This window comes from Thalassospira sp. Z349TD_5 (assembly GCF_056173045.1).
Genome location: NZ_CM149654.1, coordinates 1,885,009 through 1,906,124, shown reverse-complemented (window position 1 = coordinate 1,906,124; position 21,116 = coordinate 1,885,009). Strand labels below are relative to the sequence as shown.

Genomic DNA, 21,116 nt, shown 5'->3' with positions numbered 1-21,116 from the left:
ATGCGCGGTCAGACCGCATCAAGGTACCAGCGATATTCAAGCTGGGTCACCTCAGAGAAAAACTCGTCATATTCGGCACGACGGCAAATGTCGAAAACTTCAACAAACTTCTCGCCCAAATATTCTTTAACGATATCGCCTTCGACAAACCGGTCGAGGGCAGAAATCATGCTGCGTGGGACGATCTTGCCTCCGTGCTGTTCATAGCCGTTGCCAACTGTTGGCTCACCAGGATCAAGCTTGTTTTTCATGCCGTAATGCACGCCAGCCAAAACACAGGCCAAAACCAGATACGGGTTTGCATCCGCACCAGATACACGGTGTTCAACACGTGCGGCCTTCGGACTGCCTGCGGGAATACGCAATGCTACAGTCCGGTTGTTCAAACCCCAGTTCGGCGACATCGGCGCATAGGCCTTGTTCTGGAACCGGCGGAATGAATTCGGGTTCGGCGCAAAGATCGCCATGCTTTCAAACATCGCTTCCTGCAGGCCACCAATGGCAAAGCGCAGATTGTCTGACACTTCTTCATCGCCTTTGGGCGACATGACGTTATTGCCGTCTTCATCGCGCAAGCTGACATGGACGTGCAAGCCGTTACCAGCCTGATCAGAATACGGCTTTGCCATGAAGGTCGCGGTTACACCGTGATCCCATGAAATGCCCTTAACCACGCGTTTAAGCTGCATGGCATGGTCTGCGGCCATCATCGGGTCACTGACATGGCCCAGATTGATTTCGAACTGTCCGGGGCCAGCTTCGGCAACGATGGTATCGGCCGGGATACCCTGACGGTTCAGTTCCGCAACCGCATCATGAAGAACCCGTTCGAAATCCTCAATCTGCTGAAGACCATAAACCTGCACACCATCCGATGCGATCCCGCCACCAAGCGGCTGCGGGGGCAATGGCACGGCTGTTTCCCGATCCTGATCGGCAAGATAGAATTCAAGCTCAAGTGCCACAGTCGGATAAAAACCGTCCGCGGCCATGCGATCAACAACCGACTGCAAAACATTGCGCGGGTCGGCAAAAAAGCGCGAACCGTCAAGGTTATACAAGCTCATCATCACTTGGGCCAAAGGCAGTTCGCCATATGGAACACGGCACAGCGTACCGGCAATAGGCTTTGCTATATTGTCCTGATCACCACTGGACCACAGAAGTCCCGTGCCTTCCGGATTGTCACCGGTGATATCGACAAGACAGACGGAACCCGGCAGATTAACGCCTTCCTGAAAGCTTTTAAGGAATTTCTGTTTGCTGATTCGCTTGCCACGAAACACCCCGTTAACGTCGGGGATCAGCAATTCAATAAGTTCGATATCAGGATTTTCTTCAAAGAATCGTTGGGCTTCTGCCCTACTGTCTTCGACGAACGACTTGTTCATCGTCTTATACTCCCAGAAAAGGCCTCGTATTCGCAGGGTTTATCCCTGCCGCATCGTGCCGTGCCAAACAGCCCCGGTCAAGCCCATTCGTGCGATATATCGTGCAATTCGCGCAGCGTACAATTTCTGAATACGTGAAATTAATCAGCGGACACCAGCATCCCACAACAACCAGCAGATAACAAAAAACAACGCATTTTACCGCAAAATATTATCCAAAATTTCCTCTTGCAAAGGTGTTCAAAAAAACGAACACTAAAAGCAGATGTTCAACATATCGCACAAAACAGGCAAGTACCGCTGTCAGGAGACGCTATGAATAATTTCGACAAAACCGCCTATTGGCAGGACATAGATCAGGCACACCATATTCATCCGTTCACCGATACGGCGGACCTGAACAATCGTGGCACGCGCGTTATTACCCGCGCGGAAGGCGTATTTATCGAAGATTCCGACGGCAAACGTTATCTTGATGGTATGGCGGGGCTGTGGTGCGTCAATGTCGGGTACGGGCGCAAAGAACTTGCAGAAGCGGCCTATAAGCAGATGCTTGAACTGCCCTACTACAACAACTTCTTCCAGTGTGCGAATACGCCTGCGATTGAGCTTTCCAAAGTTCTCGCCGAAATCACGCCCGAAGGCCTCAACCACGTATTTTACGCCAATTCCGGGTCTGAAGCGAACGACACGGTTGTTCGTATGGTGCATCAATACTGGAATCTTAAGGGCAAACCTGAGCGCACCCACATCATCAGTCGCAAGAACGCCTATCACGGCTCGACCGTGGCCGGTGCGTCGCTTGGCGGTATGTCGGGCATGCATGCACAGGGTGGTTCACTGCTGCGCGATGTCGTTCATATTGATCAGCCCTACTGGTACGGCGAAGGCGGCGACCATACCCCCGAAGAATTCGGTCTGCTGACCGCGCGCAAGCTTGAAGAAAAAATCGAGGAACTTGGCGCAGACCGCGTTGGCGCCTTTATCGGTGAGCCGATCCAGGGGGCTGGTGGCGTGATCATTCCGCCGTCAACCTACTGGCCGGAAATTCAGCGTATCTGCAAAAAATACGACATTCTTCTGATTGCCGATGAAGTCATTTGCGGCTTTGGCCGGACCGGCAATTGGTTCGGGTCTGAGACCTTTGACATCAAACCCGATCTGATGCCGATGGCAAAGGGTATGTCGTCTGGCTACCTTCCGATTTCGGCGGTTATGGTTGGCGAACGCGTTGCCGATGTTTTGATCAATCAGTGCGGTGAGTTCACCCACGGCTTCACCTATTCCGGCCACCCGGCGGCGGCCGCCGTCGCCCTTGAAAACATCCGCATCATGCGCGATGAAAAAATGGTCGAACGGGTCCGTGATGACATCGGCCCGTATTTCCGCAAACAGCTTGACACCCTTAAAGACCATCCGCTGGTCGGGGCGGTTGAAGCGGTTGGCCTGATTGCTGGTATGCCGCTGGTTGATGACAAGAAAACCCGCAAAGCATTTGATAAGCCGGGCACCGTTGGCACCATCTGCCGCGATGCATGCGTTGCCAATGGCGTCATCTCGCGGGCCTGTGGCGACCGTATGGTTCTGTCGCCACCGCTTTGCATTACTCACAACGAAGTCGACGAGCTGGTCAAACGGCTCCGTGCGGCACTGGATGATACTGCCAAGAAAATCGGCAAAATGTAATCATCATACAATTTCTGTGACTTAACGAAATACCCGGCATGACCTATTCATCGCCGGGTATTTTTAATCCAGCGCATCCGATCCCATCGTTTTGCCCATCGCAACGAGTGCCCCATGCTCAAACGTATTTACCAGCCCGCCGCCTATCAAACTGACACCCTGCCCGACAGCTATTGGGTCGAAAGTGCTGCACCACTGCCAGATTGCGAAAAGCTTCCGATTGATGGTGCGCTTAAAACCGACGTCGCGATTATTGGCGGCGGGTATTGCGGCTTGTCAGCGGCCCTGGAACTTGCGACGAGCGGCACAAATGTTACCGTCTTTGATGCCGGACGCAGTGGTTGGGGTGCATCGGGACGTAATGGCGGTTTTTGCTGCATGGGCGGCAGTGGCAAGGGATACGGCTATCTTGCCAAACGGTTTGGCGAGGATGAAACCCGTAAATTTGCCCGTATTCAACGCGATGCAATTGATCTGGTCGATCAACGCCTGAGCGATTGGGCCATTGATGCCGACCGCCATTCGGATGGCGAGGTCGTTCTGGCTCATAAACCCAACCGGGTGCGTGAACTGCACGAAGAAATCGAAGAACTCAACCATTTCACTGACATTAAATCAGAACTTCTTGATCGTGATGCCCTTGTGGAACGTGGCCTGAATGCCGGGGAAACGTACGGCGGGCTGCATGTAAAAGCCGGATTTGGCTTAAACCCGATGAAGTATCTGATCGGATTACACGCACAGTGCATCAAGGCCGGTGTTCGAATATTCGAACAGGCAAAGATCGACCGTTTTGACGAAGCTGACGGCAAATACACCCTGCATGCAGGCGCAACCGAAATCACTGCCGATAAGATCATCATCGCCACCAACGGATACAGTGCGGAAAACCTGCCCGACTGGATTGGGGGCAAGCTGATGCCTGTCTTTTCGGGCATTTTTGTCACCCGCCCCATGAGCAACAATGAACTTGCCGCACAGGGCTGGACCAGCGACCTGATGGCATTTGACAGCCGGATTTTACTGCACTATTTCCGCAAACTGCCCGACAACAGGTTTCTGTTTGGTGGACGCGGCGGCATTACCGCCACCCCGGCTGCCTTTGAGGCGGGCAAACGCGACTTGTTGAGCAACTTTAACCGTATGTTCCCGGCATGGCATGATGTTGAGTTCACCCATCACTGGAACGGGCTAGCCTGCCTGTCACAAAGCTGGCGGCCCTATATCGGGCGGGTTCCCGGTCATCGGGATGTGTGGACAGCCCTTGCCTGGCATGGCAATGGTGTTGCGCTGGCAAGTCAGGGCGGCAAACTTCTGGCCCAACGGATGCAAGGTGCAATTGGCGACGAAGATCTGGGCGCGGTTCTTGGCACGCCAATGCATAATTTCCCGTTGCCAAAATTGCGCCGTGTCGCCCGGTCAGCGGCCTATCGATATTACGGATTACGGGATCGGTTTGCGTAATTGGTCAAACTGACATATGTCATGATGAACCGTCGCAGGTTGCGCTAATCCTGTGACATTCTGACCGCATCACAGGCCGATTGACCATGTCCGACAAACAGCCAACCCTTGCCGAAATCAAGGAACGCCGCGAAATCGCCACCCGACGGATCAAGAAAGACACCGGGATTGATCAGGACATGATCAAAAACATCGTTCACGGCTTTTACGCCAAGGTCCGAGAAGACGACATGCTCGGTCCGGTGTTCGAGGAAAAAGTAAAAAACTGGGACACGCACCTTGATCGCATGGTGATGTTCTGGTCATCGGTCGCACTGGCGACCGGCAATTATGACGGCCGCCCGATGCAAAAGCACATGCAGCTTAAAATCACCCGCCATCATTTTGACCGCTGGCTGCAACTGTTCGCGCAGACCCTTTCGGAATATTGCGATGAACCCGCAGCCAAGCATTTCATGGAACGCGCCCTTCGCATCGCATCAAGCTTTGAAGTCGGGATCGCGGCCCACAATGGGATTATCCTGTCCAAGGGCGAACGCTATGACCCGGTTGCAAACTGGGAACCAAAGTAAACCGATTTGGATGCACGACAACAACAAGGCATTGAACCCAAAAGAAAATTATATCAATCTGTGTATTATCAGTTTTTGATAAAACTGACCGCCGCGAAGCCCACTCCAGAATGGAACAAAAACGGAGAAAATAACGATGTGGTCTGGGATCCTTGTTGCCGTCCTTTTGCTGGTTACACTGGTTGCCTATACTTTGCACGGACATCGCCGCCATCTGGCCATTAGTACTGGCCCGAAAATTGATCGTGCATCACGTTCAAATACTGCCCTGCTGCTGATTGATTTGCAGGATGATTTCACATCAAGCACCGCAAAATACACCTATCCCGCCGAGGCGTTGAACAATGGCATCGAGGCTATCAACAAACTGGTGGAAACAGCCAATGCCAATGGATCACCTGTTATCTCCATACGGCAAACATTTGTAGGCTGGTACATCAATTTTCTCGTCAAATTGCTAAATGAGGGGCGCGGCAGTCTGACATCAAAGGGGCTCGATATTGATGCCCGGATTGATGGCGATATTGACCACGACATCGTTAAATCCCGCGCCGATGCATTCCATGAAGCTGAACTGGATCGTGTCCTGGATCGGCATCATATCGGCAAACTTATCATTGTCGGACTTGATGGGGATTTTTGCGTTAAGGCGACCATGCAGGCCGCACTTAACCGCGGCTATGATGTTTCCTTTAGTGATGCGACCACGCTTGCGCACAATCAACAAAACTGGCGCGAAACGAAGTCCCGCCTTGTGGCCCTTGGCGCGAAAGACGGGATTGATCAAACCAGTTACACCCCATCAGCGACAAAGCCGCAAAGCGAACCGGCTTAAAGCCTGTCGCGCAGCGAATACCAAACCATAGCCGCCACGAGCATCGGATAGCGTAGAGTTTTCCCACCCGGGAATGCCGGTATTTTCAAGTTCGACATTACGTCAAACCGCTCCATTGTTCCGGCAACCGCGTCGGCCATGATCTGCCCGGCCAAGGTTGCCATCGCAACCCCATGCCCGGAATAACCCGTTGCGGTAAAGACATTATCCTCGATCTTACGGAAAAACGGCATCCGGTTCATCGTAATCGCCAGAGTCCCGCCCCAGCCATAATCGATTTTAACGTCTTTAAGCTGCGGATAGACTTCAAGCATATGCGGAGAGACGAACGATTTGATGTCGCTGGGGAAGCGATAGCCATATGTTTCCCCGCCGCCAAACAGCATGCGGTTATCCGCACTGAGGCGGTAATAATTGATCACGAATTTTGAATCGGCAACCGCCACATCATCGCGGATCAGGTCGCGCGCCAAATCATCGGAAAGCGGCTCTGTGGCAATGATGAAATTATTGATCGGCATCACGCGCTTTGCCACGCGGTCTTCAAGCGCATCAAGATATCCGTTGCAGCCAAGGATCACTTTGTTAGCGCTAACAACCGCACCGTTTCTGGTTTTAACCATGACCTTGCCCGACTGGTTTTCATAGGATGTCACCACCGCATTTTCAAAAATGCGTGCCCCTGCGATGCGGGCTGCATCGGCAATGCCAAGCGCGAAGTTAAGCGGGTGAATATGCCCCGCCCCCATATCAAGCGACCCGCCATGGTAAAACTCCGTCCCCAGCATCTCACGCATTTCAGCACGGTCAACGTTGCGGATCTGGTTATAGCCATATTCGCTTTGCAGTTTTTCGGTGTAGGCATGGGTATCTGACACAAACCGCGCGCGATGATCCGCATGTAAAATGCCCGGTTTCCAATCACATTTGATGTCGTGTTTAGTGATCAGGGATTTGACAATATCCTTGGATTGCTCGGCAATATCCCAAAGTTTTTTGGCATCATCGCGCCCGACCATTTTTTCAAGGTCATCTTGTTCGCGCCGCTGGCCCGATCCGACCTGCCCGCCATTCCGGCCCGAAGCCCCCCATCCGACCCGGTGGGCTTCAAGCAGGATGACGTCAAAACCACGTTCGGCCAGATGCAAGGCTGATGACAACCCGGTAAAGCCGCCACCAATGACCACAATATCGCACGACTGATCCCCTTCGATTGTCTCGAACGGTGCGGTCTTATTGGCGGTCGCGGCATAATAGGATGCCGGATAGGTTCCTGCCTTGTCATTGGCGGTCAGCAAATTCGGGGTAAACACGAGGGAGCCTCAATTTGGTTGTTCTTTATCGCGACATCCTGCCCGATCAGGGGCATCTATCAAGGGAAAACAGCCGTTTCCAGCTCTATTTGGATGGATTTCACCGATTATACCAAAATAGGCATCGCCAAGGAAAAAGGATTGCGCAAAGACGCCGATAGAACGCGATACCTGCGGCCCTTTTTTAATCTCACCGATCAAGACCTGCGCAATTAAAACAGAGTCTTAAGCCCCTTGGGTCACGGCTTCGACCATGCGAAGGGCGGTTTTGGTTGCAGCACAGCCGCCACGCGCTGTGCAGCGCAAATCAGGATGCATCATCGCACCGATTTTCACCGTCTGATCAACCAGTTCGTCATAGGCCAGAACCGCATCGAACCCGGCCAGAACGGCCATCGCCGATGAAAAGGCGTGTGATACCCCCGCGACATTGCGCGCATGACACGGGATTTCAACATCCCCACCCACTGGATCACAGACCAGACCAAGCGTATTCATCAAGCACATCGCGGCTGCGTCAAAGCATTGTTTGGCATCCCCGCCGTATGCTTGCGCAACGCCTGCGGCCGCCATCGCGGCCGATGCGCCGGTTTCGACCGAACATCCGCCACATTCGGCGGCAAACGTCCCACGTGCAGCAAACACCGCCCCGATCACCGCCATGACCTGAAGTGCATCGGTGGCACCTTCGATATCAATCCCATGGCGGATCAAGCCATACAGCGTTCCAGGCACAACACCGGCACTGCCCGCCGTTGGTGCAGCACAGACCAGCCCCCGGTTTGAATCACGCTCCATCGCCGACAGTGCGCCCGCCATGGCATCCTGCAAAACCGCACCGCCAAGGCCCGCTGGCAGATTGGCATCGCGGACTTTCCGTGCGCGCAGGGTTAAAAACCGCATCACGTTGTCTTCGGGTTTGGCATCGAACCCTTCGGCAACCACGCGCAACATCAATTCACACCGTTCACGGAAAAGGACACGCGTCGCGTCGCGTGACAGGCCAAGGCGTTTGGCCTCCAGCACAAGGGCGGCATCGGCCAATGATCCGCCCTGCTCCTCGGCAACCGCAACCACCGCGTCACTGGTCGAAAACAAATCATCGGTCGCACAAACCGGATATTGCGATGCATCAGCATACCGAAGGTCGGTAACACCCTGACGCCCACGCACAGCGGCAATCAAATCCGCCCCCGGCAAAGATTGCAGGGAAACTTCAATGCGGTTGCGTTCCGGATCAACCGATGTTCCAAGCAGCTTGTTGCCGCCCGCCGCCAGTTGCCCGGCAATATCATCGACCACCAAAACAGCAGCCTTGCCCCAGATAAAGACAGTGGCACTTTTACCCGTTTGAAAAACCGGCGCGCCATTCATCGTGTCGATGTAATACATCCCCCCGCCAACTGATGCTCCGGCATACAGATCGGTTCGCGCTTCCCCCTCGACGGTTTCGACCGTTAGTTCAAGGTCAACGCGGTTAGGATGGTTGTTGTTTTCAAGCTCACATATCTCAATGGCGAACTGAAATCCCTCGCCCCGCATCACGCGCGGTAAAATATCGCGGTAATCCGAATCGGTAAGCTGCACCCCGGCAAGACCGGCGGCAAAGTTTTCATCCGAACTTTGTGCCTTATACACCGGCGCAAAAGAGCCGCGTGGATCAAACCTTACAACCGCATCTTTCAACACTTCCCCGTTTGAGCAAGACAGTTCACGCGCCAGTTTCGCCATCATATAGGGCGCAGCACAGTGCGAACTTGACGGGCCACGCATGACGGGACCAATAACGGAATTCAGCAGACTGATTTCTTGCATGACAGGATACTTTAAAGGGGCGAGGGAAAGTGCGATGTGGTCGATACAATATGTTCGAATGATCACCTGCTTATGATGCGAATGCAATCACCCAAACAAAAAATCCCCGGCCAATCGACCGGGGATTTTAAGAACAAATAGCGTCCCTCGCAGCATTTTAACGCTGTTTGGTTTCCCATTCAGGATGCACGAAGTACGGCGCATTCGATGGTGCCAGCGGATCTCGCCCGCGAATGATATCAGCCGCCTTTTCGCCAATCATAATGGTCGGCGCATTCAGATTACCTGTGGCAATCGTTGGCATGATTGAACTGTTGACCACGCGCAGGCCTTCGACGCCATACACGCGGGTTTGCGCATCAACCACCGACATGTCATCACTGCCCATCTTGCATGAACATGACGGGTGATAGGCACTTTCGGCGTGATCGGCGACCCATGCGTCGATTTCCGCATCTGTCTGAATGTCCTTGCCCGGAGCAATTTCACGCCCGCGCAAATCGGCAAAGGCTTCCTGACCAAATATCTCACGGGTCAGGCGCACCGATGCGCGCATTTCTTCCCAGTCTTCGGGATGGCTCATATAATTTGGATCAATGATCGGACGGTCTTTGGGATCGGCTGATGCCAGTCGCACCGTGCCGCGTGATTTCGATCGCATCGGACCAATGTGGGCCTGAAAACCATCGCCTTCGGCGGCCTTCGATCCATTGTAGTTAATCGCCGCTGGCATGAAATGATATTGCAGGTCCGGATGCTTGACGCCTGCTTTGGACCGGATAAACCCGCCGGCTTCGAAATGGTTGGTCGCACCAAGCCCGGTTTTAAACAGATACCATTCCAGACCGATCTTAAGTTTGCTCCACCAATCAAGCTTGCTGTTCAGGCTGACCGGTTTGGTGCATTCCATTTGAACATAAAGCTCAAGATGGTCCTGAAGGTTTTCACCAACGCCGGGAAGATCGGCAACGACATCAATGCCATGTTCGCGCAAATGGGCCGCCGGACCAATGCCCGACAACATCAAAAGTTTGGGCGAATTAATCGATCCTGCCGATAGGATGACTTCACGGTCAACCAACGCACGCTTTGTTTCGCCTTCGTGGATGAAATCAACACCAATCGCACGTTTATCTTCAAAAACAACGCACTGCGCGAATGCCTTATTGTAAACTGTGACGTTATCACGCTTGGCGGCCGGGTGAAGATACGCCTGTGCGGTGGACCAGCGACGGCCTTTATAGACCGTCATATCCATGGCCCCAAGCCCCTCCTGGCGATAGCCGTTCTGATCGTCAGTATGGGTATATCCGGCCTCAACGCCGGCCTTCATCCATGCCTTGTGAAGATCATTTTGGCACGCCCCCGTGGTCACATGTAGCGGACCATCCCCGCCGTGATATTCATCACCACCGGTATTTTCATTACGGGTATCGGCCTTGCGGAAATAGGGCAAGCACCGCGCATAATCCCATTCCTTAAGTGCGGCGTCTTCTTCGGCCCAGCGATTGTAATCAAGCGCGTGACCACGGACATAGGCCATCCCATTGATCGAACTTGAACCGCCCGAAACCCGCCCACGCGGCGTTTCCATGCGGCGGTTGTTCAGATTGGTTTGTGGGGTGGTCCAATAGGCCCAGTTATAGGTTTCCGACTGCATCGGATAAGACAAAGCAGTTGGCATATGAATGCGCCAATCCCACCAATGATCGACGGGGCCGGCTTCAAGGACCAGAACCTTAACATCACGGTCTTCTGACAACCGGTTGGCCAAAACAGCCCCGGCGGAGCCGGAACCGACAATTACGTAATCATATTTTTCAGTCTTGGTCGGGGTCAACATATTTGATCCCTTTATCTTTCAAGCGTTGCACGCAGCCATTCTCTGATTGGTAAAAGCCAATCAGTACGGCGCCTCTACATCGCCGGTTTCGACATAGACCGATTTGATACGGGTATAATGTTCAATCGCCGCACGGCCATTTTCACGACCCACACCCGATTTCTTCACCCCGCCAAACGGCATTTCAATCGGGGTGATGTTATAGGTGTTGATCCAGCAGGTCCCTGCTTCAAGGCGCGATACAACACGATGTCCGCGCGACAGATCCTTGGTAAAGACGCCCGCGGCCAAGCCATATGGCGTATCGTTGGCGCGCTTGATGGCCTCATCTTCATCGGTGAATGTCAAAACCGACATCACCGGGCCAAAGATTTCTTCTCGCACGATGGTCATGTCATCAGTACATCCGGCAAACACCGTCGGGGCAATAAACATGCCGCCTTCTGGCATGCCGTCTGAAACCGCATGGCCACCCAGAACGCATTTCGCGCCCTCTTTCTTGCCGGTTTCGATGAACGACATGATCTGGTCATACTGGGTTTTGGTCACAATCGGGCCGACCTGTGTATCGGGCTTTTCCGGATCGCCCAGCACAAGATCCTTGCTGCGCGCAATCAGTTTTTCAATGAAGGCATCGGCGACACTTTCATGGACAAAAACCCGCGTCCCGTTTGAACAAATCTGCCCCGATGAATAGAAGTTCGCCATCTGCGCACCCGACACCGCATTATCAAGATCGGCATCTTCAAACACGATCATCGGTGATTTGCCGCCAAGCTCCATGGTCACGGCCTTCATGCCGCCCGCCGCAACAGACGCCACCTTGGCCCCGGTTGCCGCCGACCCGGTCAGCGATACTTTATCCACGCCGGGATGCTCAACCAGCGATGCACCACACTCGCGTGCCCCTTGCACAACGTTATAAACACCATCGGGAAGACCTGCTTCCTGCAAGGCTTCGGCCACCGCAATCGCTGACAGCGGGGTGACTTCGGATGGCTTGTAAACAACCGCATTCCCGCACGCCAATGCCGGGGCAGCTTTCCAGCAGGCGATCTGGATCGGATAGTTCCATGCGCCAATCGCGGCACAAACGCCAACCGCTTCGCGGCGGGTATAGGCAAAGTTCGCCCCAAGGTCGATATGCTCACCCGCAAGGCTCCCGGCGACACCGGCGAAATATTCCAGGCATTCGACACCAGAAACCACATCGACAATTTCGGTTTCCTGAATGGCGCGGCCCGTGTCGCGGGTTTCAACCAGTGCCAGTTCATCGTTGCGATCGCGCAAAATCTGGGCGGCCTTGAACAACACACGCGCACGCTGAGCGGCAGGTGTCGCTTTCCAGATTTCAAATCCGGCCCGTGCGGCCTTTACCGCCGCATCAACATCGGCGGCTGTACTTTCATTGCCCTTGGCAAGAACAGTGTTGGTCGCGGGGTTCAGCGTGGTCATTTCCGCGCCAGAACCGTTGGTTTTCTTGCCGTTGATGAAATTCTGTATCTGGTAAAGGCTCATGTCAAAACTCCTGCGGGCCGCATCCAAACCGGGCGACCGTAATCTTGGTGTGTCTGTTCGGCTCAGCGCGCCGGCGAATTGGCCAAATAGAGATGCATGGTACCCAGCACCATCACACGCGCGGCCCCGACATCTGCGCGCCCGGACGAAAGCCCCGAACGTACCCAGATGCCATCAATCATGGCCGCCATTGCGGCCGAAATTTCGTCTGCCCGCTGATCTGTTGTCAGTTGGCGCAGCTCGTGGCGTAAATTGGATGCCAGTCGCTGAAAATAGATGCTGTTGATCCGGTGCAACGCCTTTGAAAACGGCACCTGCGCCCAGAAGGACAACCACGCCACAGTTACCTGCGGGGTGAATTGTTCTTCATTAAAGTTGGTGTTTACAATCGCTTCGAGCCGATCAATCGGCGTCTTGGCACGATCCAGACGCATGAGGTAATCATTGCGCAATTCCTGCATCAGAAACCGCATGGTTGCTTCGAGCAACGCGTTCTTGCCACCGAAATAATGCGAAATAATGCCCGATGACATCCCCGCCGCACTTGCGATACGCGAAATCGTCGTATCGGCAAACCCATGACGGTGAATGGTTTCAATCGTTGCGTCGATCAACTGCCTGCGGCGTACAGGCTGCATACCAACTTTGGGCATTCAAGCAATCCAATTCAAAGCGATCTGAAGGGCTTGAAACCGCTGCAACGTCATGCAGCGTACTTTTTAACCCTTCTCAATTGACGTATCGGGAATATGCTGTATTTTAATTGAACAATCAATCAATAAAACACGCCGATATTTGCGGCGCAATGATCAAGGGTGCTTCCTTTGCTGCGCGGCTTTGCGGCTGTTTTTGTGATTATTCCGGTCCATACGGACAGGTTCGGGGGAACCTTTTCGTACGGCTCTGGGCGAGTGTTAGCGACAACGATATTGCGTTGATGTTCGTCTGGCCTCCGGAACCGAGAGCTTCTGCAGACCGCCGTTTGCGGTCCGCAGTAACATTAGGTTTACACAAGGGAGAACCAGAAACATGACCAATCTTTCCACTTTCGGCCGTCTTCTTGGCAGCACCATTATTGCCGGTGCGCTTTTTGGTGCGGCAAGTGCCAAGGCAGCTGATAGCGAAGCCTGCAAAACCGTGACGTTCTCTGATGTTGGCTGGACCGACATCACCGCAACCACGGCAACCGCATCGGTTATTCTCGACGCATTGGGCTATAACACCGAAACCGAACTTCTGTCGGTTCCTGTCACCTACACCAGCCTTGCCAATGGCGACGTTGACGTATTCCTTGGCAACTGGATGCCAACCATGGCCGCTGACATCAAGCCCTACCTTGACAAAGGAACGGTTGTTAGCGCCGGTGCAAACCTTGAAGGGGCGAAATACACCCTTGCGGTTTCCAAGAACGCCTATGACGCAGGTCTGAAAGATTTCGCTGATATCGCCAAGTTCAAAGACAAACTTGATGGCGAGATTTATGGCATTGAACCGGGCAACGATGGCAACCGCCTGATTCAGGACATGATCGATGGCGATCAGTTCGGTCTCAGCGGTTTTGAGCTGGTTGAATCTTCTGAACAGGGCATGCTGTCGGAAGTTAAGCGTAAATCATCACGCGATCAGTTCATCGTCTTCCTTGGTTGGGAACCGCATCCGATGAACGCGAAATACGACATGGCCTATCTTGATGGTGGCGACGACGTGTTTGGTCCGAACTTTGGCGGTGCCACGGTTCACACCAACCTGCGTGCCGGTTACACCGATGAATGTCAGAATGCCGGTAAATTCGTTACCAACCTGAAATTCAGCCTCGCCATGGAAAACGAAATCATGGATGCGATCCTGAACGATGGCACCGACCCGGCCGAAGCAGCCTCCACCTGGCTTAAAGCCAACCCGGACGCGGCATATGCATGGCTTGACGGTGTGACCACTTTTGATGGTGGCGATGCCAAGGCTGCGCTGAAAAGTGATCTTGGCCTGTAAGCTTCGCATCTAACCGGCAACGTCCGGTTTTATGATCCTGCCGATACGCCCCCGGACCCGATAATTCGGACCTTTGCGTGGGCGTATCGTGCATTTAACTGATTTTAAAAACAAACGGAAATATTCCCATGGAATGGCTCACGGAAACAAAGATTCCGCTGGGACAGTGGATTTCGTCTTTGATGGATGCGCTTAACGAACATGCCGATTTCGTTTTCTATACCATTTCGGATGTTCTTGAATTCATTATTGAAAACACCATCGATTTTCTGCTGTGGCTCCCACCGCTTTTGATTATTGCCGGATTTGGCGCACTTGCTGCTGTGTTGCATAGGTCCTGGAAACTGACGGCCTTTACCATTCTTTCCCTGCTTCTGATTGTCAATCTTGGCTATTGGGAAGAAACCATGGAAACGCTGGCGCTTGTGATCTATGCATCGCTGTTTTGCATGGTTATCGGGGTGCCGCTTGGCGTTGCATCCGCCCACCGCCCGTGGTTGTATCAAGCCATGCGGCCGGTTCTTGATCTGATGCAGACGATCCCGACCTTTGTCTATCTGATCCCGACCCTGATCCTGTTTGGCCTAGGGGTTGTGCCCGGCCTAATTTCGACCGTCATCTTTGCCATTGCCGCCCCGATCCGCCTGACACACCTTGGCATTTCCAGTACGCCAAAGGCATTGCTTGAAGCGGGCGAAAGCTTTGGCTGCACACCGCGCCAGTTGCTGTTTAAGGTCGAACTGCCATCCGCCATGCCATCGATCATGGCCGGTCTGACCCAGTGCATCATGTTGTCACTTTCCATGGTGGTGATTGCTGCCCTTGTCGGGGCAGATGGCCTTGGCAAACCGGTTGTGCGCGCCCTTAATACCGTGAACATTGCCCAAGGGTTCGAAGCCGGTCTTGCGATTGTGATCCTTGCTATTGTGCTGGACCGCATCTGCCGTCGTGATAACAACGAAACATCGGGGCAGTGATCATGAGCAATGCTGTTGAATTTGATAATATCGACGTGATCTTTGGCAACCGTCAGGCAGAATCGCTAAAACTGCTCGATGAAGGCAAAACACGCGCAGAAATTGCCAAGGTGACAAACAATGTGCTTGGCGTTGCCGATGTCAGCTTCAATGTCCCACAGGGCGAGATTTGCGTTCTGATGGGCCTGTCAGGGTCTGGTAAATCATCGCTTTTGCGCTGTGTGAACGGGTTGAACAAAGTCTCACGCGGGTCGCTACGGGTATATGATGGTGACTGGTCGGTCAACGTCACAAAGTGCGATGGTCCGACCTTGCGCAAATTGCGTCGTGAGTGTGTCGCCATGGTGTTTCAGCAATTTGGCCTTCTGCCATGGCGGACCGTTGCCGAAAATGTCGGCTTCGGGCTTGAGCTCCGCGGCCTTGCCCCAAAGGAACGCCGCGAAATCGTTGATGAAAAGCTGGCCCTTGTCGGACTGGATCAATGGGCGGATAAATATGCCCATGAACTGTCGGGCGGTATGCAGCAACGTGTTGGCCTTGCCCGCGCGTTTGCCACCGACGCGCCGATCCTTTTGATGGATGAACCGTTTTCGGCACTTGATCCGCTGATCCGTAACCGCCTTCAGGACGAATTGCTTGATCTTCAGGAAAAGCTGAACAAAACCATCCTGTTTGTTAGCCATGACCTTGATGAAGCCATGAAACTTGGTAATTCCATCGCGATCATGGAAGGCGGCTATGTCGTTCAGCACGGCACGCCCGAAGACATCGCGCTTCGTCCGGCCAATGGATATGTTGCCGACTTTGTCGCCCATATGAACCCGGTCAATATCCTGCGCGGGCGGGCAATCATGCACCGTGTGACCAAGGATCAACGCGACGCAACCGGTGACATCGCGATTGACGATGAAGATCTTCGCATCACGCTTGATGATGGGATGGTTCAGGCCGCCAGCACGGCTGAAAGCGGACAGCTTAAGCTGATCACCTATGATGGCACCCTGCCCGTCGATCTTGATGCCACCGATAACTCGGTAGTCTTTGTCGCCCCTGATGACGTGTTGCTTAAAGTCCTGATTGAAATGCGGTCGATCACCCAGAACCCGGTCATCCTGACCCGTGAAGGCAAGATATCGGGCACCTTGGGCCGCCGGGAATTCTTTGACAGCCTGACGCAGACCGCATCTGCACCAGACTGATTTCAAATCATCACATTAAAAATGGCGGCTCAATCATGGGCCGCCATTTTTGTATGACGAATTCAAATACGGCCTATCCGCCTGTTACCGGAGGGAACAGGGCAATTTCCGATGCCTTGGTCACATCGGTTTGCGGTGTGGCATATTCCTGATCAACCGCAACCCGGATAATCGCAGGCTCGGCCAGCGCATCGGCGAAGTTCGCCCCGCGTCCAGGCAACCATTCCAAAAGATCGGCAACGGTTTTCACATCTTCGGGCAGTTCAACGGTTTCTTCGGCCATGCCGATACGGTCTTTGACCCACGAGAAATAGACCAGCTTCATATTCAATCCTGATGGTTGGCGTTCAATGATAGACATGCTTACGCAATCAGTGTCATCGCGCAAGTCCTGATCCCGTGATTATGGATACACAAAATACCCCTCAGGCGCGTTTTCCAACCGTGCCGTTAGATTGTCGATGAAGAACCGTTCAGCACGGCTTTGCGACATGCGCGGGTTGGTGACAAGGTAAATGTCAATCGCGGGCGGGGCGTCATAGGGCGGCAACCGCCAAAGCTGCCCGCGTTCCGTGGCATTCTGCACCACGTGGATCGGAAGCGGCCCAATGCCAAGCCCGGCATTGATCAACCGCCGGACTTCTTCAAGGTGGGGACTGACCGCAACCACCTTGCCCTTCATGCCTTCCTGTGCGCGCAAAACCGCCACAGGTGCCAGCGCATCGGAAAGCTGATCGGTGGAGAAGGACACAAAGGCCTCGCTTTTTAAATCGGCGAGTTTGAGGTCCTTTCGGCCAAACAAATGATGGGTCGGCCCACAGAAAAACCCGAAATGTTCGCGGTAAAGTCGGCGATATTCCAATCGGGGATGCTGTTCGCGAACCAGACAGATGCCAAAACTGGCCTGCTGGGACAGGACCTGATCAATCACATGGCCCGATGTCGCGACATTGATCTCATAGGTCACTTCCGGATGGGATCGATTGAACTCGAACAACGCATCATCAAGTGGCGGAAACACCACATGACTGGCCAACCAAAGATGCAAATGCCCGGTCAATTGATTGCCGCTGTCTGACATCACATCAGACAGTCGCCCAATGGCGCCGCATATTTCCCGGCATTCATGATAGAGTGCCAAGCCCTGTTCGGTGACCTCAAACCGGCCGCGTTCGCGGTCAATCAACCGCGCACCAATCTGGTCTTCAAGCCGCTTCAACGCGTTGCTCACACTGGGCTGGCGCAACAACAGCCGATTAGCCGCCCCGGTGATGGAGCGTTCTTCGACAATCACGGTAAAGGTATGCAAAAGGTTCCAGTCAAACTGGCGGCGCAGCAGTTCATTCATACCTGTTCTTCCCCATTCTTTTGCATCCCATAGTCATTGGCTATGGGATCTATTCTACTTATCTATTTGCGCTATATGCAAGTCTGAGGTGGAATAGCTTCTCCATTTAATCACGGCCAAATAAATTCGCACGGCACAGCCGGAGCATATAACGGGAGGCATAAATGGCCGCAGATATCGCCGGGGAGCGCAGAGCCCCGTGGGTGCTGTTATCACCATCGCTGGCAACAGTCGGGTTGTTACTCATCATCCCGATGCTGTTTATCGTCGTGTATTCGTTCTGGCTGCGCACCGCAACCGGAGCGGATCAGGTTGGCTTTTATCTTGATAACTGGATTGAAGTTCTGGGCGACCGGTTTTACCGCGATATCCTGTTTCAGACCTTTGCCATTGCCTTTTACACCACGGTAATTTGTGCATTTGTCGGTTATATCCCGGCCTATTTCGTGGCGAACACCCCGATGAAGTCCAAGGCATTTTTGCTTTTGATGCTGATGCTGCCATTCTGGATCAGCTACATCATCCGCACCATGTCATGGATCAATATTCTGGGCACATCGGGCGCGCTCAACACGCTGTTTCTGTCGATTGGCATCATCGATGAACCGATACAGATGCTTTATAACCAGACGACCGTTGTTTTGGGTCTGGTGCATTATCTGCTGCCGTTCATGATCCTCAATGTCTATGTCAGCCTTGATGGCATTGATAAAAACCTGACCGAAGCCGCCCAAAGTCTTGGCTGCACGGGATGGCAGGCATTTCGCGAAGTCACCTTGCCGCTATCGATGCCAGGTCTGGCGGCGGGATCATTGCTGTGTTTTGTGCTGGCAGCGGGCACCTATATCACCCCGATTGTTCTGGGCGGACCGCGCGATGCGATGTTTGCCAATCTGGTGTTTGAGGCCATCGTCACCCAGCTCAACTGGCCGCTTGGATCGGCACTTTCACTCGTCCTGCTCGCCCTTCTGGGTGTGCTGGTCGTCATCTACACCCGGTATCTTGGCGTCGATCAAATCGCCAAGAGTTTCAAGTAAGGGGCAAGAAGATGAAAATCATGTCTGGCTGGTCCCTGATCCGAATTGCCACGATCCTTGTCTATCTGTTCTTGTTTGCGCCGGTCGCAGTTGTGATCCTGCTGGCGTTTAATGCCAATCAGTTTGGCGGCTTTCCGATCGAAGGATTCTCGCTGCGCTGGTTTGAAGCGCTCTGGAACAATGATGCCATTGTGCGGGCATTTAAAACGTCACTGTTGCTGGGGCTTTTGACCAGTGCGGTTTCGACCACACTTGGCACCCTCGCCGCCCTTGCCATGGTCAGATACGATTTTCCTGGGAAACGGACCATTTCGACCCTGTTGGTTGCCCCGATCCTGATCCCGGAAGTCGTTCTGGCTGTGGCATTGCTGTTGTTTTTGCAGTTCCTGTCCATGCCCAAAAGCTTTGGCCTTCTTTTGATGGGGCATGTGGTCTTTACCCTGCCCTTCGTCGTTCTGGTGGTTCAGGCCCGGCTTGTCTCCATTCGTCGCGACGTTGAAGAAGCCGCCATGAGCCTTGGCGCAACACCGATCCAGACATTCTTTGAAATCACCCTGCCGTTGATGTTGCCTGCGGTGATGGCTGGAATGCTGTTTTCATTCACGATTTCCTTTGATGACATCACCGGCACGCTGTTTTGGAAACCGGGCGGCGTTGAAACCGTTCCGACCCAGATTTTCGCCATGCTGCGCAATTCCATCAGCCCGGAAATCAACGCACTGGGCGCTGTGATGGTGATCTTTACCATCGCACTGCCGCTGGTGGCGGCATCGGTATCACGCGTTCTGTCGATGCGCAAAATCCGCGCCAGTAACAGAACAAGTAACCGTGCCGATAACAACTCTGAACAAACTGCCTAACACGGACTTTGAATATCGCGAGAAACCGCCAAAACCAACAACAAGACCAACCGATAATAACGACCAGGAACATAACCGATTAACGGACAATTCCTTATCAGGAGGCCTAAATGGACGATACCAAACGTTACGAACGCCTGCTTAATCGCTATCGCGACGGTGACATCAGCCGCCGTACTTTCCTGACCGCCCTTGGCGCTGCCGGTGTTGTTGCCGGTGTCACGGGTGGCCCGATGGGCATGCTGGCCCGCAAGGCACATGCAGCCACACCTGAACAGGTCCGCTTTGACGGCTGGGGCGGCGTTGTGTCCGAGGCGTTTGAGAAATATGCCTTCGCACCCTATACCGAAAAAACCGGCATCGACGTTGTCTCGGGCACCTTTGGCGGGGCGGATGAATATATCGCGCGTGTCAAAGCCGGTCAGCCGGGTGAGTTTAACCTCGCCCATCTTTCCGGTGTGTTTGACTATGCCCGCTATCATGGTCTGGAACTGACGTCTGAACTGAACGAAGACAACATTCCGAACCTGAAAAACGTCATCCCCAGCCTGATTGAGCCGTTGCGCAAAATCACCGGCGGCACCCTGTCGGCTGTACCATATGATTATGGCACCACCGGCATTGCCTATAACCGCAAATACATCAGCGATGAAGAAGCCAAGGCCAAAGGTGCAAAACTGATGGTCGATGAAGCCTACAAAGGCAAAATCGGCGGTTGGGGCGAATGGAAAACCCGTATCTGGTACGGCGCACTTCAGTCCGATCAGGATCCGAACAACATCAAGGACATTGATGCCGTTTGGGACATGATCCGTTCGCATCGTGATCTGGCTCTTAAATATTGGAGCTCAGGGGCAGAATTGATGAGCCTTCTGGCCGAAGAAGAAATCTATGTCACCGAAGGCTGGTCTGGCCGTATCAAGGCGCTTCAGGATCAGGGCCATGACATCGGCTATCATGATCCGGCCGGTGGTCTGGGGTGGCAGGAATGCATCTTTGTCCTGCGCGGAAGCCCAATGGCTGCCTGTGAAGAGCTTTTGAACTTCATGCTTGAACCCGAAGTCGCGATTGCGGTTGCCGAAGGTCAAAGCTATCCGCCTGCCCTTGATCCGAACAAAGTCGAACTTGGCAAGATCATCCCGACCTTGCCAGCATTCGATCCGTCCGGAACGCTTTCATCACTCAGCTTCTTTGATCCGGCGTATTGGAACGAAAACGAAGCGGACTGGTCGAAAACCTTCTCCCGTGTTCAGCGCGGCTACTAAGCCG

18 protein-coding genes are annotated in these 21,116 nt (G+C 53.6%); 10 read left to right on the top strand and 8 right to left on the bottom strand.

Translation table 11 applies throughout. The annotated features are described in order from the left end of the window. Window positions 1–8: 8 nt before the first annotated feature. Window positions 9–1,391 carry a glutamine synthetase family protein gene (locus tag AC0VXT_RS08570; RefSeq protein WP_022732433.1) on the bottom strand — a complete coding sequence of 461 codons (1,383 nt, stop codon included), beginning with the start codon at window positions 1,389–1,391 and terminating at the stop codon, window positions 9–11. A 315-nt stretch (window positions 1,392–1,706) separates the two neighbouring features. On the opposite strand from AC0VXT_RS08570, the gene AC0VXT_RS08565 reads away from it, so the two are divergent. The 4 genes from AC0VXT_RS08565 (at window position 1,707) to AC0VXT_RS08550 (ending at window position 5,948) form a co-directional block, all read left to right on the top strand. After that, window positions 1,707–3,077, top strand: a complete 1,371-nt coding sequence (locus AC0VXT_RS08565) for an aspartate aminotransferase family protein (RefSeq protein WP_475548304.1) — start codon at window positions 1,707–1,709, stop codon at window positions 3,075–3,077. A gap of 114 nt (window positions 3,078–3,191) precedes the next feature. Beyond that, window positions 3,192–4,541, top strand: coding sequence for an NAD(P)/FAD-dependent oxidoreductase (locus AC0VXT_RS08560; RefSeq protein WP_475548303.1), 1,350 nt, complete (start codon window positions 3,192–3,194; stop codon window positions 4,539–4,541). An 86-nt stretch (window positions 4,542–4,627) separates the two neighbouring features. Continuing rightward, a complete protein-coding gene (locus AC0VXT_RS08555; protein WP_475548302.1) occupies window positions 4,628–5,113 on the top strand; it encodes a group III truncated hemoglobin in 486 nt (161 codons plus the stop codon). Between the two features lie 136 nt (window positions 5,114–5,249). After that, a complete protein-coding gene (locus tag AC0VXT_RS08550; protein WP_475548301.1) occupies window positions 5,250–5,948 on the top strand; it encodes a cysteine hydrolase family protein in 699 nt (232 codons plus the stop codon). Here the strand turns inward: AC0VXT_RS08550 and AC0VXT_RS08545 are convergent. From AC0VXT_RS08545 to betI, 5 genes are all read right to left on the bottom strand, one after another. Next, window positions 5,945–7,261: an NAD(P)/FAD-dependent oxidoreductase gene (locus tag AC0VXT_RS08545; RefSeq protein WP_475548300.1), complete on the bottom strand. Its 1,317-nt coding sequence runs from the start codon at window positions 7,259–7,261 to the stop codon at window positions 5,945–5,947. The genes AC0VXT_RS08550 and AC0VXT_RS08545 overlap by 4 nt on opposite strands. Window positions 7,262–7,486: 225 nt before the next feature. Further along, entirely contained in the window at window positions 7,487–9,076 is a 1,590-nt protein-coding gene (locus AC0VXT_RS08540; RefSeq protein ID WP_475548299.1) for an L-serine ammonia-lyase, iron-sulfur-dependent, subunit alpha, read from the bottom strand. 157 nt (window positions 9,077–9,233) lie between these two features. Continuing rightward, window positions 9,234–10,919, bottom strand: coding sequence for a choline dehydrogenase (gene betA / locus AC0VXT_RS08535; protein ID WP_475548298.1), 1,686 nt, complete (start codon window positions 10,917–10,919; stop codon window positions 9,234–9,236). Between the two features lie 60 nt (window positions 10,920–10,979). Beyond that, on the bottom strand, window positions 10,980–12,437 hold the full coding sequence (gene betB, locus AC0VXT_RS08530; RefSeq protein WP_475548297.1) for a betaine-aldehyde dehydrogenase: 1,458 nt from the start codon (window positions 12,435–12,437) through the stop codon (window positions 10,980–10,982). 62 nt (window positions 12,438–12,499) lie between these two features. Continuing rightward, the gene (gene betI, locus AC0VXT_RS08525; RefSeq protein ID WP_101300707.1) at window positions 12,500–13,090 is read right to left on the bottom strand and encodes a choline-binding transcriptional repressor BetI; all 591 of its coding nucleotides are present in this window, start codon (window positions 13,088–13,090) and stop codon (window positions 12,500–12,502) included. Between the two features lie 376 nt (window positions 13,091–13,466). Here betI and AC0VXT_RS08520 point away from each other — a divergent pair, with 376 nt between their 5' ends. From AC0VXT_RS08520 to choV, 3 genes are all read left to right on the top strand, one after another. Then, window positions 13,467–14,426: a choline ABC transporter substrate-binding protein gene (locus AC0VXT_RS08520; protein ID WP_022732444.1), complete on the top strand. Its 960-nt coding sequence runs from the start codon at window positions 13,467–13,469 to the stop codon at window positions 14,424–14,426. A gap of 128 nt (window positions 14,427–14,554) precedes the next feature. After that, the gene (gene choW / locus AC0VXT_RS08515) at window positions 14,555–15,403 is read left to right on the top strand and encodes a choline ABC transporter permease subunit (RefSeq protein WP_101300710.1); all 849 of its coding nucleotides are present in this window, start codon (window positions 14,555–14,557) and stop codon (window positions 15,401–15,403) included. A 2-nt stretch (window positions 15,404–15,405) separates the two neighbouring features. After that, the gene (choV, locus tag AC0VXT_RS08510; RefSeq protein WP_475548296.1) at window positions 15,406–16,602 is read left to right on the top strand and encodes a choline ABC transporter ATP-binding protein; all 1,197 of its coding nucleotides are present in this window, start codon (window positions 15,406–15,408) and stop codon (window positions 16,600–16,602) included. Between the two features lie 73 nt (window positions 16,603–16,675). On the opposite strand, the gene moaD is transcribed toward choV, so the two are convergent. Both moaD and AC0VXT_RS08500 read right to left on the bottom strand, forming a co-directional pair. Next, window positions 16,676–16,963, bottom strand: a complete 288-nt coding sequence (gene moaD, locus AC0VXT_RS08505; RefSeq protein WP_475548295.1) for a molybdopterin converting factor subunit 1 — start codon at window positions 16,961–16,963, stop codon at window positions 16,676–16,678. Between the two features lie 42 nt (window positions 16,964–17,005). Further along, window positions 17,006–17,950 carry a LysR family transcriptional regulator gene (locus tag AC0VXT_RS08500; RefSeq protein ID WP_240626345.1) on the bottom strand — a complete coding sequence of 315 codons (945 nt, stop codon included), beginning with the start codon at window positions 17,948–17,950 and terminating at the stop codon, window positions 17,006–17,008. A 164-nt stretch (window positions 17,951–18,114) separates the two neighbouring features. Here AC0VXT_RS08500 and AC0VXT_RS08495 point away from each other — a divergent pair, with 164 nt between their 5' ends. The 3 genes from AC0VXT_RS08495 (at window position 18,115) to AC0VXT_RS08485 (ending at window position 21,112) form a co-directional block, all read left to right on the top strand. Beyond that, complete coding sequence (locus AC0VXT_RS08495; protein WP_101300725.1) at window positions 18,115–18,987, top strand: ABC transporter permease; 873 nt, start codon at window positions 18,115–18,117, stop codon at window positions 18,985–18,987. Window positions 18,988–18,998: 11 nt separating this feature from the next. Further along, window positions 18,999–19,847: an ABC transporter permease gene (locus AC0VXT_RS08490; RefSeq protein WP_475548294.1), complete on the top strand. Its 849-nt coding sequence runs from the start codon at window positions 18,999–19,001 to the stop codon at window positions 19,845–19,847. A gap of 110 nt (window positions 19,848–19,957) precedes the next feature. Continuing rightward, a complete protein-coding gene (locus AC0VXT_RS08485; protein WP_101300726.1) occupies window positions 19,958–21,112 on the top strand; it encodes an extracellular solute-binding protein in 1,155 nt (384 codons plus the stop codon). Window positions 21,113–21,116 lie beyond the last annotated feature (4 nt).

Excerpts from the sequence above, each read along its gene's own strand:
- AC0VXT_RS08570 (WP_022732433.1), bottom strand. The coding sequence starts at position 1,391 with ATGAACAAGTCGTTCGTCGAAGACAGTAGGGCAGAAGCCCAACGATTC.
- AC0VXT_RS08565 (WP_475548304.1), top strand. The coding sequence starts at position 1,707 with ATGAATAATTTCGACAAAACCGCCTATTGGCAGGACATAGATCAGGCA.
- AC0VXT_RS08560 (WP_475548303.1), top strand. The coding sequence starts at position 3,192 with ATGCTCAAACGTATTTACCAGCCCGCCGCCTATCAAACTGACACCCTG.
- AC0VXT_RS08555 (WP_475548302.1), top strand. The coding sequence starts at position 4,628 with ATGTCCGACAAACAGCCAACCCTTGCCGAAATCAAGGAACGCCGCGAA.
- AC0VXT_RS08550 (WP_475548301.1), top strand. The coding sequence starts at position 5,250 with ATGTGGTCTGGGATCCTTGTTGCCGTCCTTTTGCTGGTTACACTGGTT.
- AC0VXT_RS08540 (WP_475548299.1), bottom strand. The coding sequence starts at position 9,076 with ATGCAAGAAATCAGTCTGCTGAATTCCGTTATTGGTCCCGTCATGCGT.
- betA (WP_475548298.1), bottom strand. The coding sequence starts at position 10,919 with ATGTTGACCCCGACCAAGACTGAAAAATATGATTACGTAATTGTCGGT.
- betB (WP_475548297.1), bottom strand. The coding sequence starts at position 12,437 with ATGAGCCTTTACCAGATACAGAATTTCATCAACGGCAAGAAAACCAAC.
- betI (WP_101300707.1), bottom strand. The coding sequence starts at position 13,090 with ATGCCCAAAGTTGGTATGCAGCCTGTACGCCGCAGGCAGTTGATCGAC.
- AC0VXT_RS08520 (WP_022732444.1), top strand. The coding sequence starts at position 13,467 with ATGACCAATCTTTCCACTTTCGGCCGTCTTCTTGGCAGCACCATTATT.
- choW (WP_101300710.1), top strand. The coding sequence starts at position 14,555 with ATGGAATGGCTCACGGAAACAAAGATTCCGCTGGGACAGTGGATTTCG.
- choV (WP_475548296.1), top strand. The coding sequence starts at position 15,406 with ATGAGCAATGCTGTTGAATTTGATAATATCGACGTGATCTTTGGCAAC.
- moaD (WP_475548295.1), bottom strand. The coding sequence starts at position 16,963 with ATGTCTATCATTGAACGCCAACCATCAGGATTGAATATGAAGCTGGTC.
- AC0VXT_RS08500 (WP_240626345.1), bottom strand. The coding sequence starts at position 17,950 with ATGAATGAACTGCTGCGCCGCCAGTTTGACTGGAACCTTTTGCATACC.
- AC0VXT_RS08495 (WP_101300725.1), top strand. The coding sequence starts at position 18,115 with ATGGCCGCAGATATCGCCGGGGAGCGCAGAGCCCCGTGGGTGCTGTTA.
- AC0VXT_RS08490 (WP_475548294.1), top strand. The coding sequence starts at position 18,999 with ATGAAAATCATGTCTGGCTGGTCCCTGATCCGAATTGCCACGATCCTT.
- AC0VXT_RS08485 (WP_101300726.1), top strand. The coding sequence starts at position 19,958 with ATGGACGATACCAAACGTTACGAACGCCTGCTTAATCGCTATCGCGAC.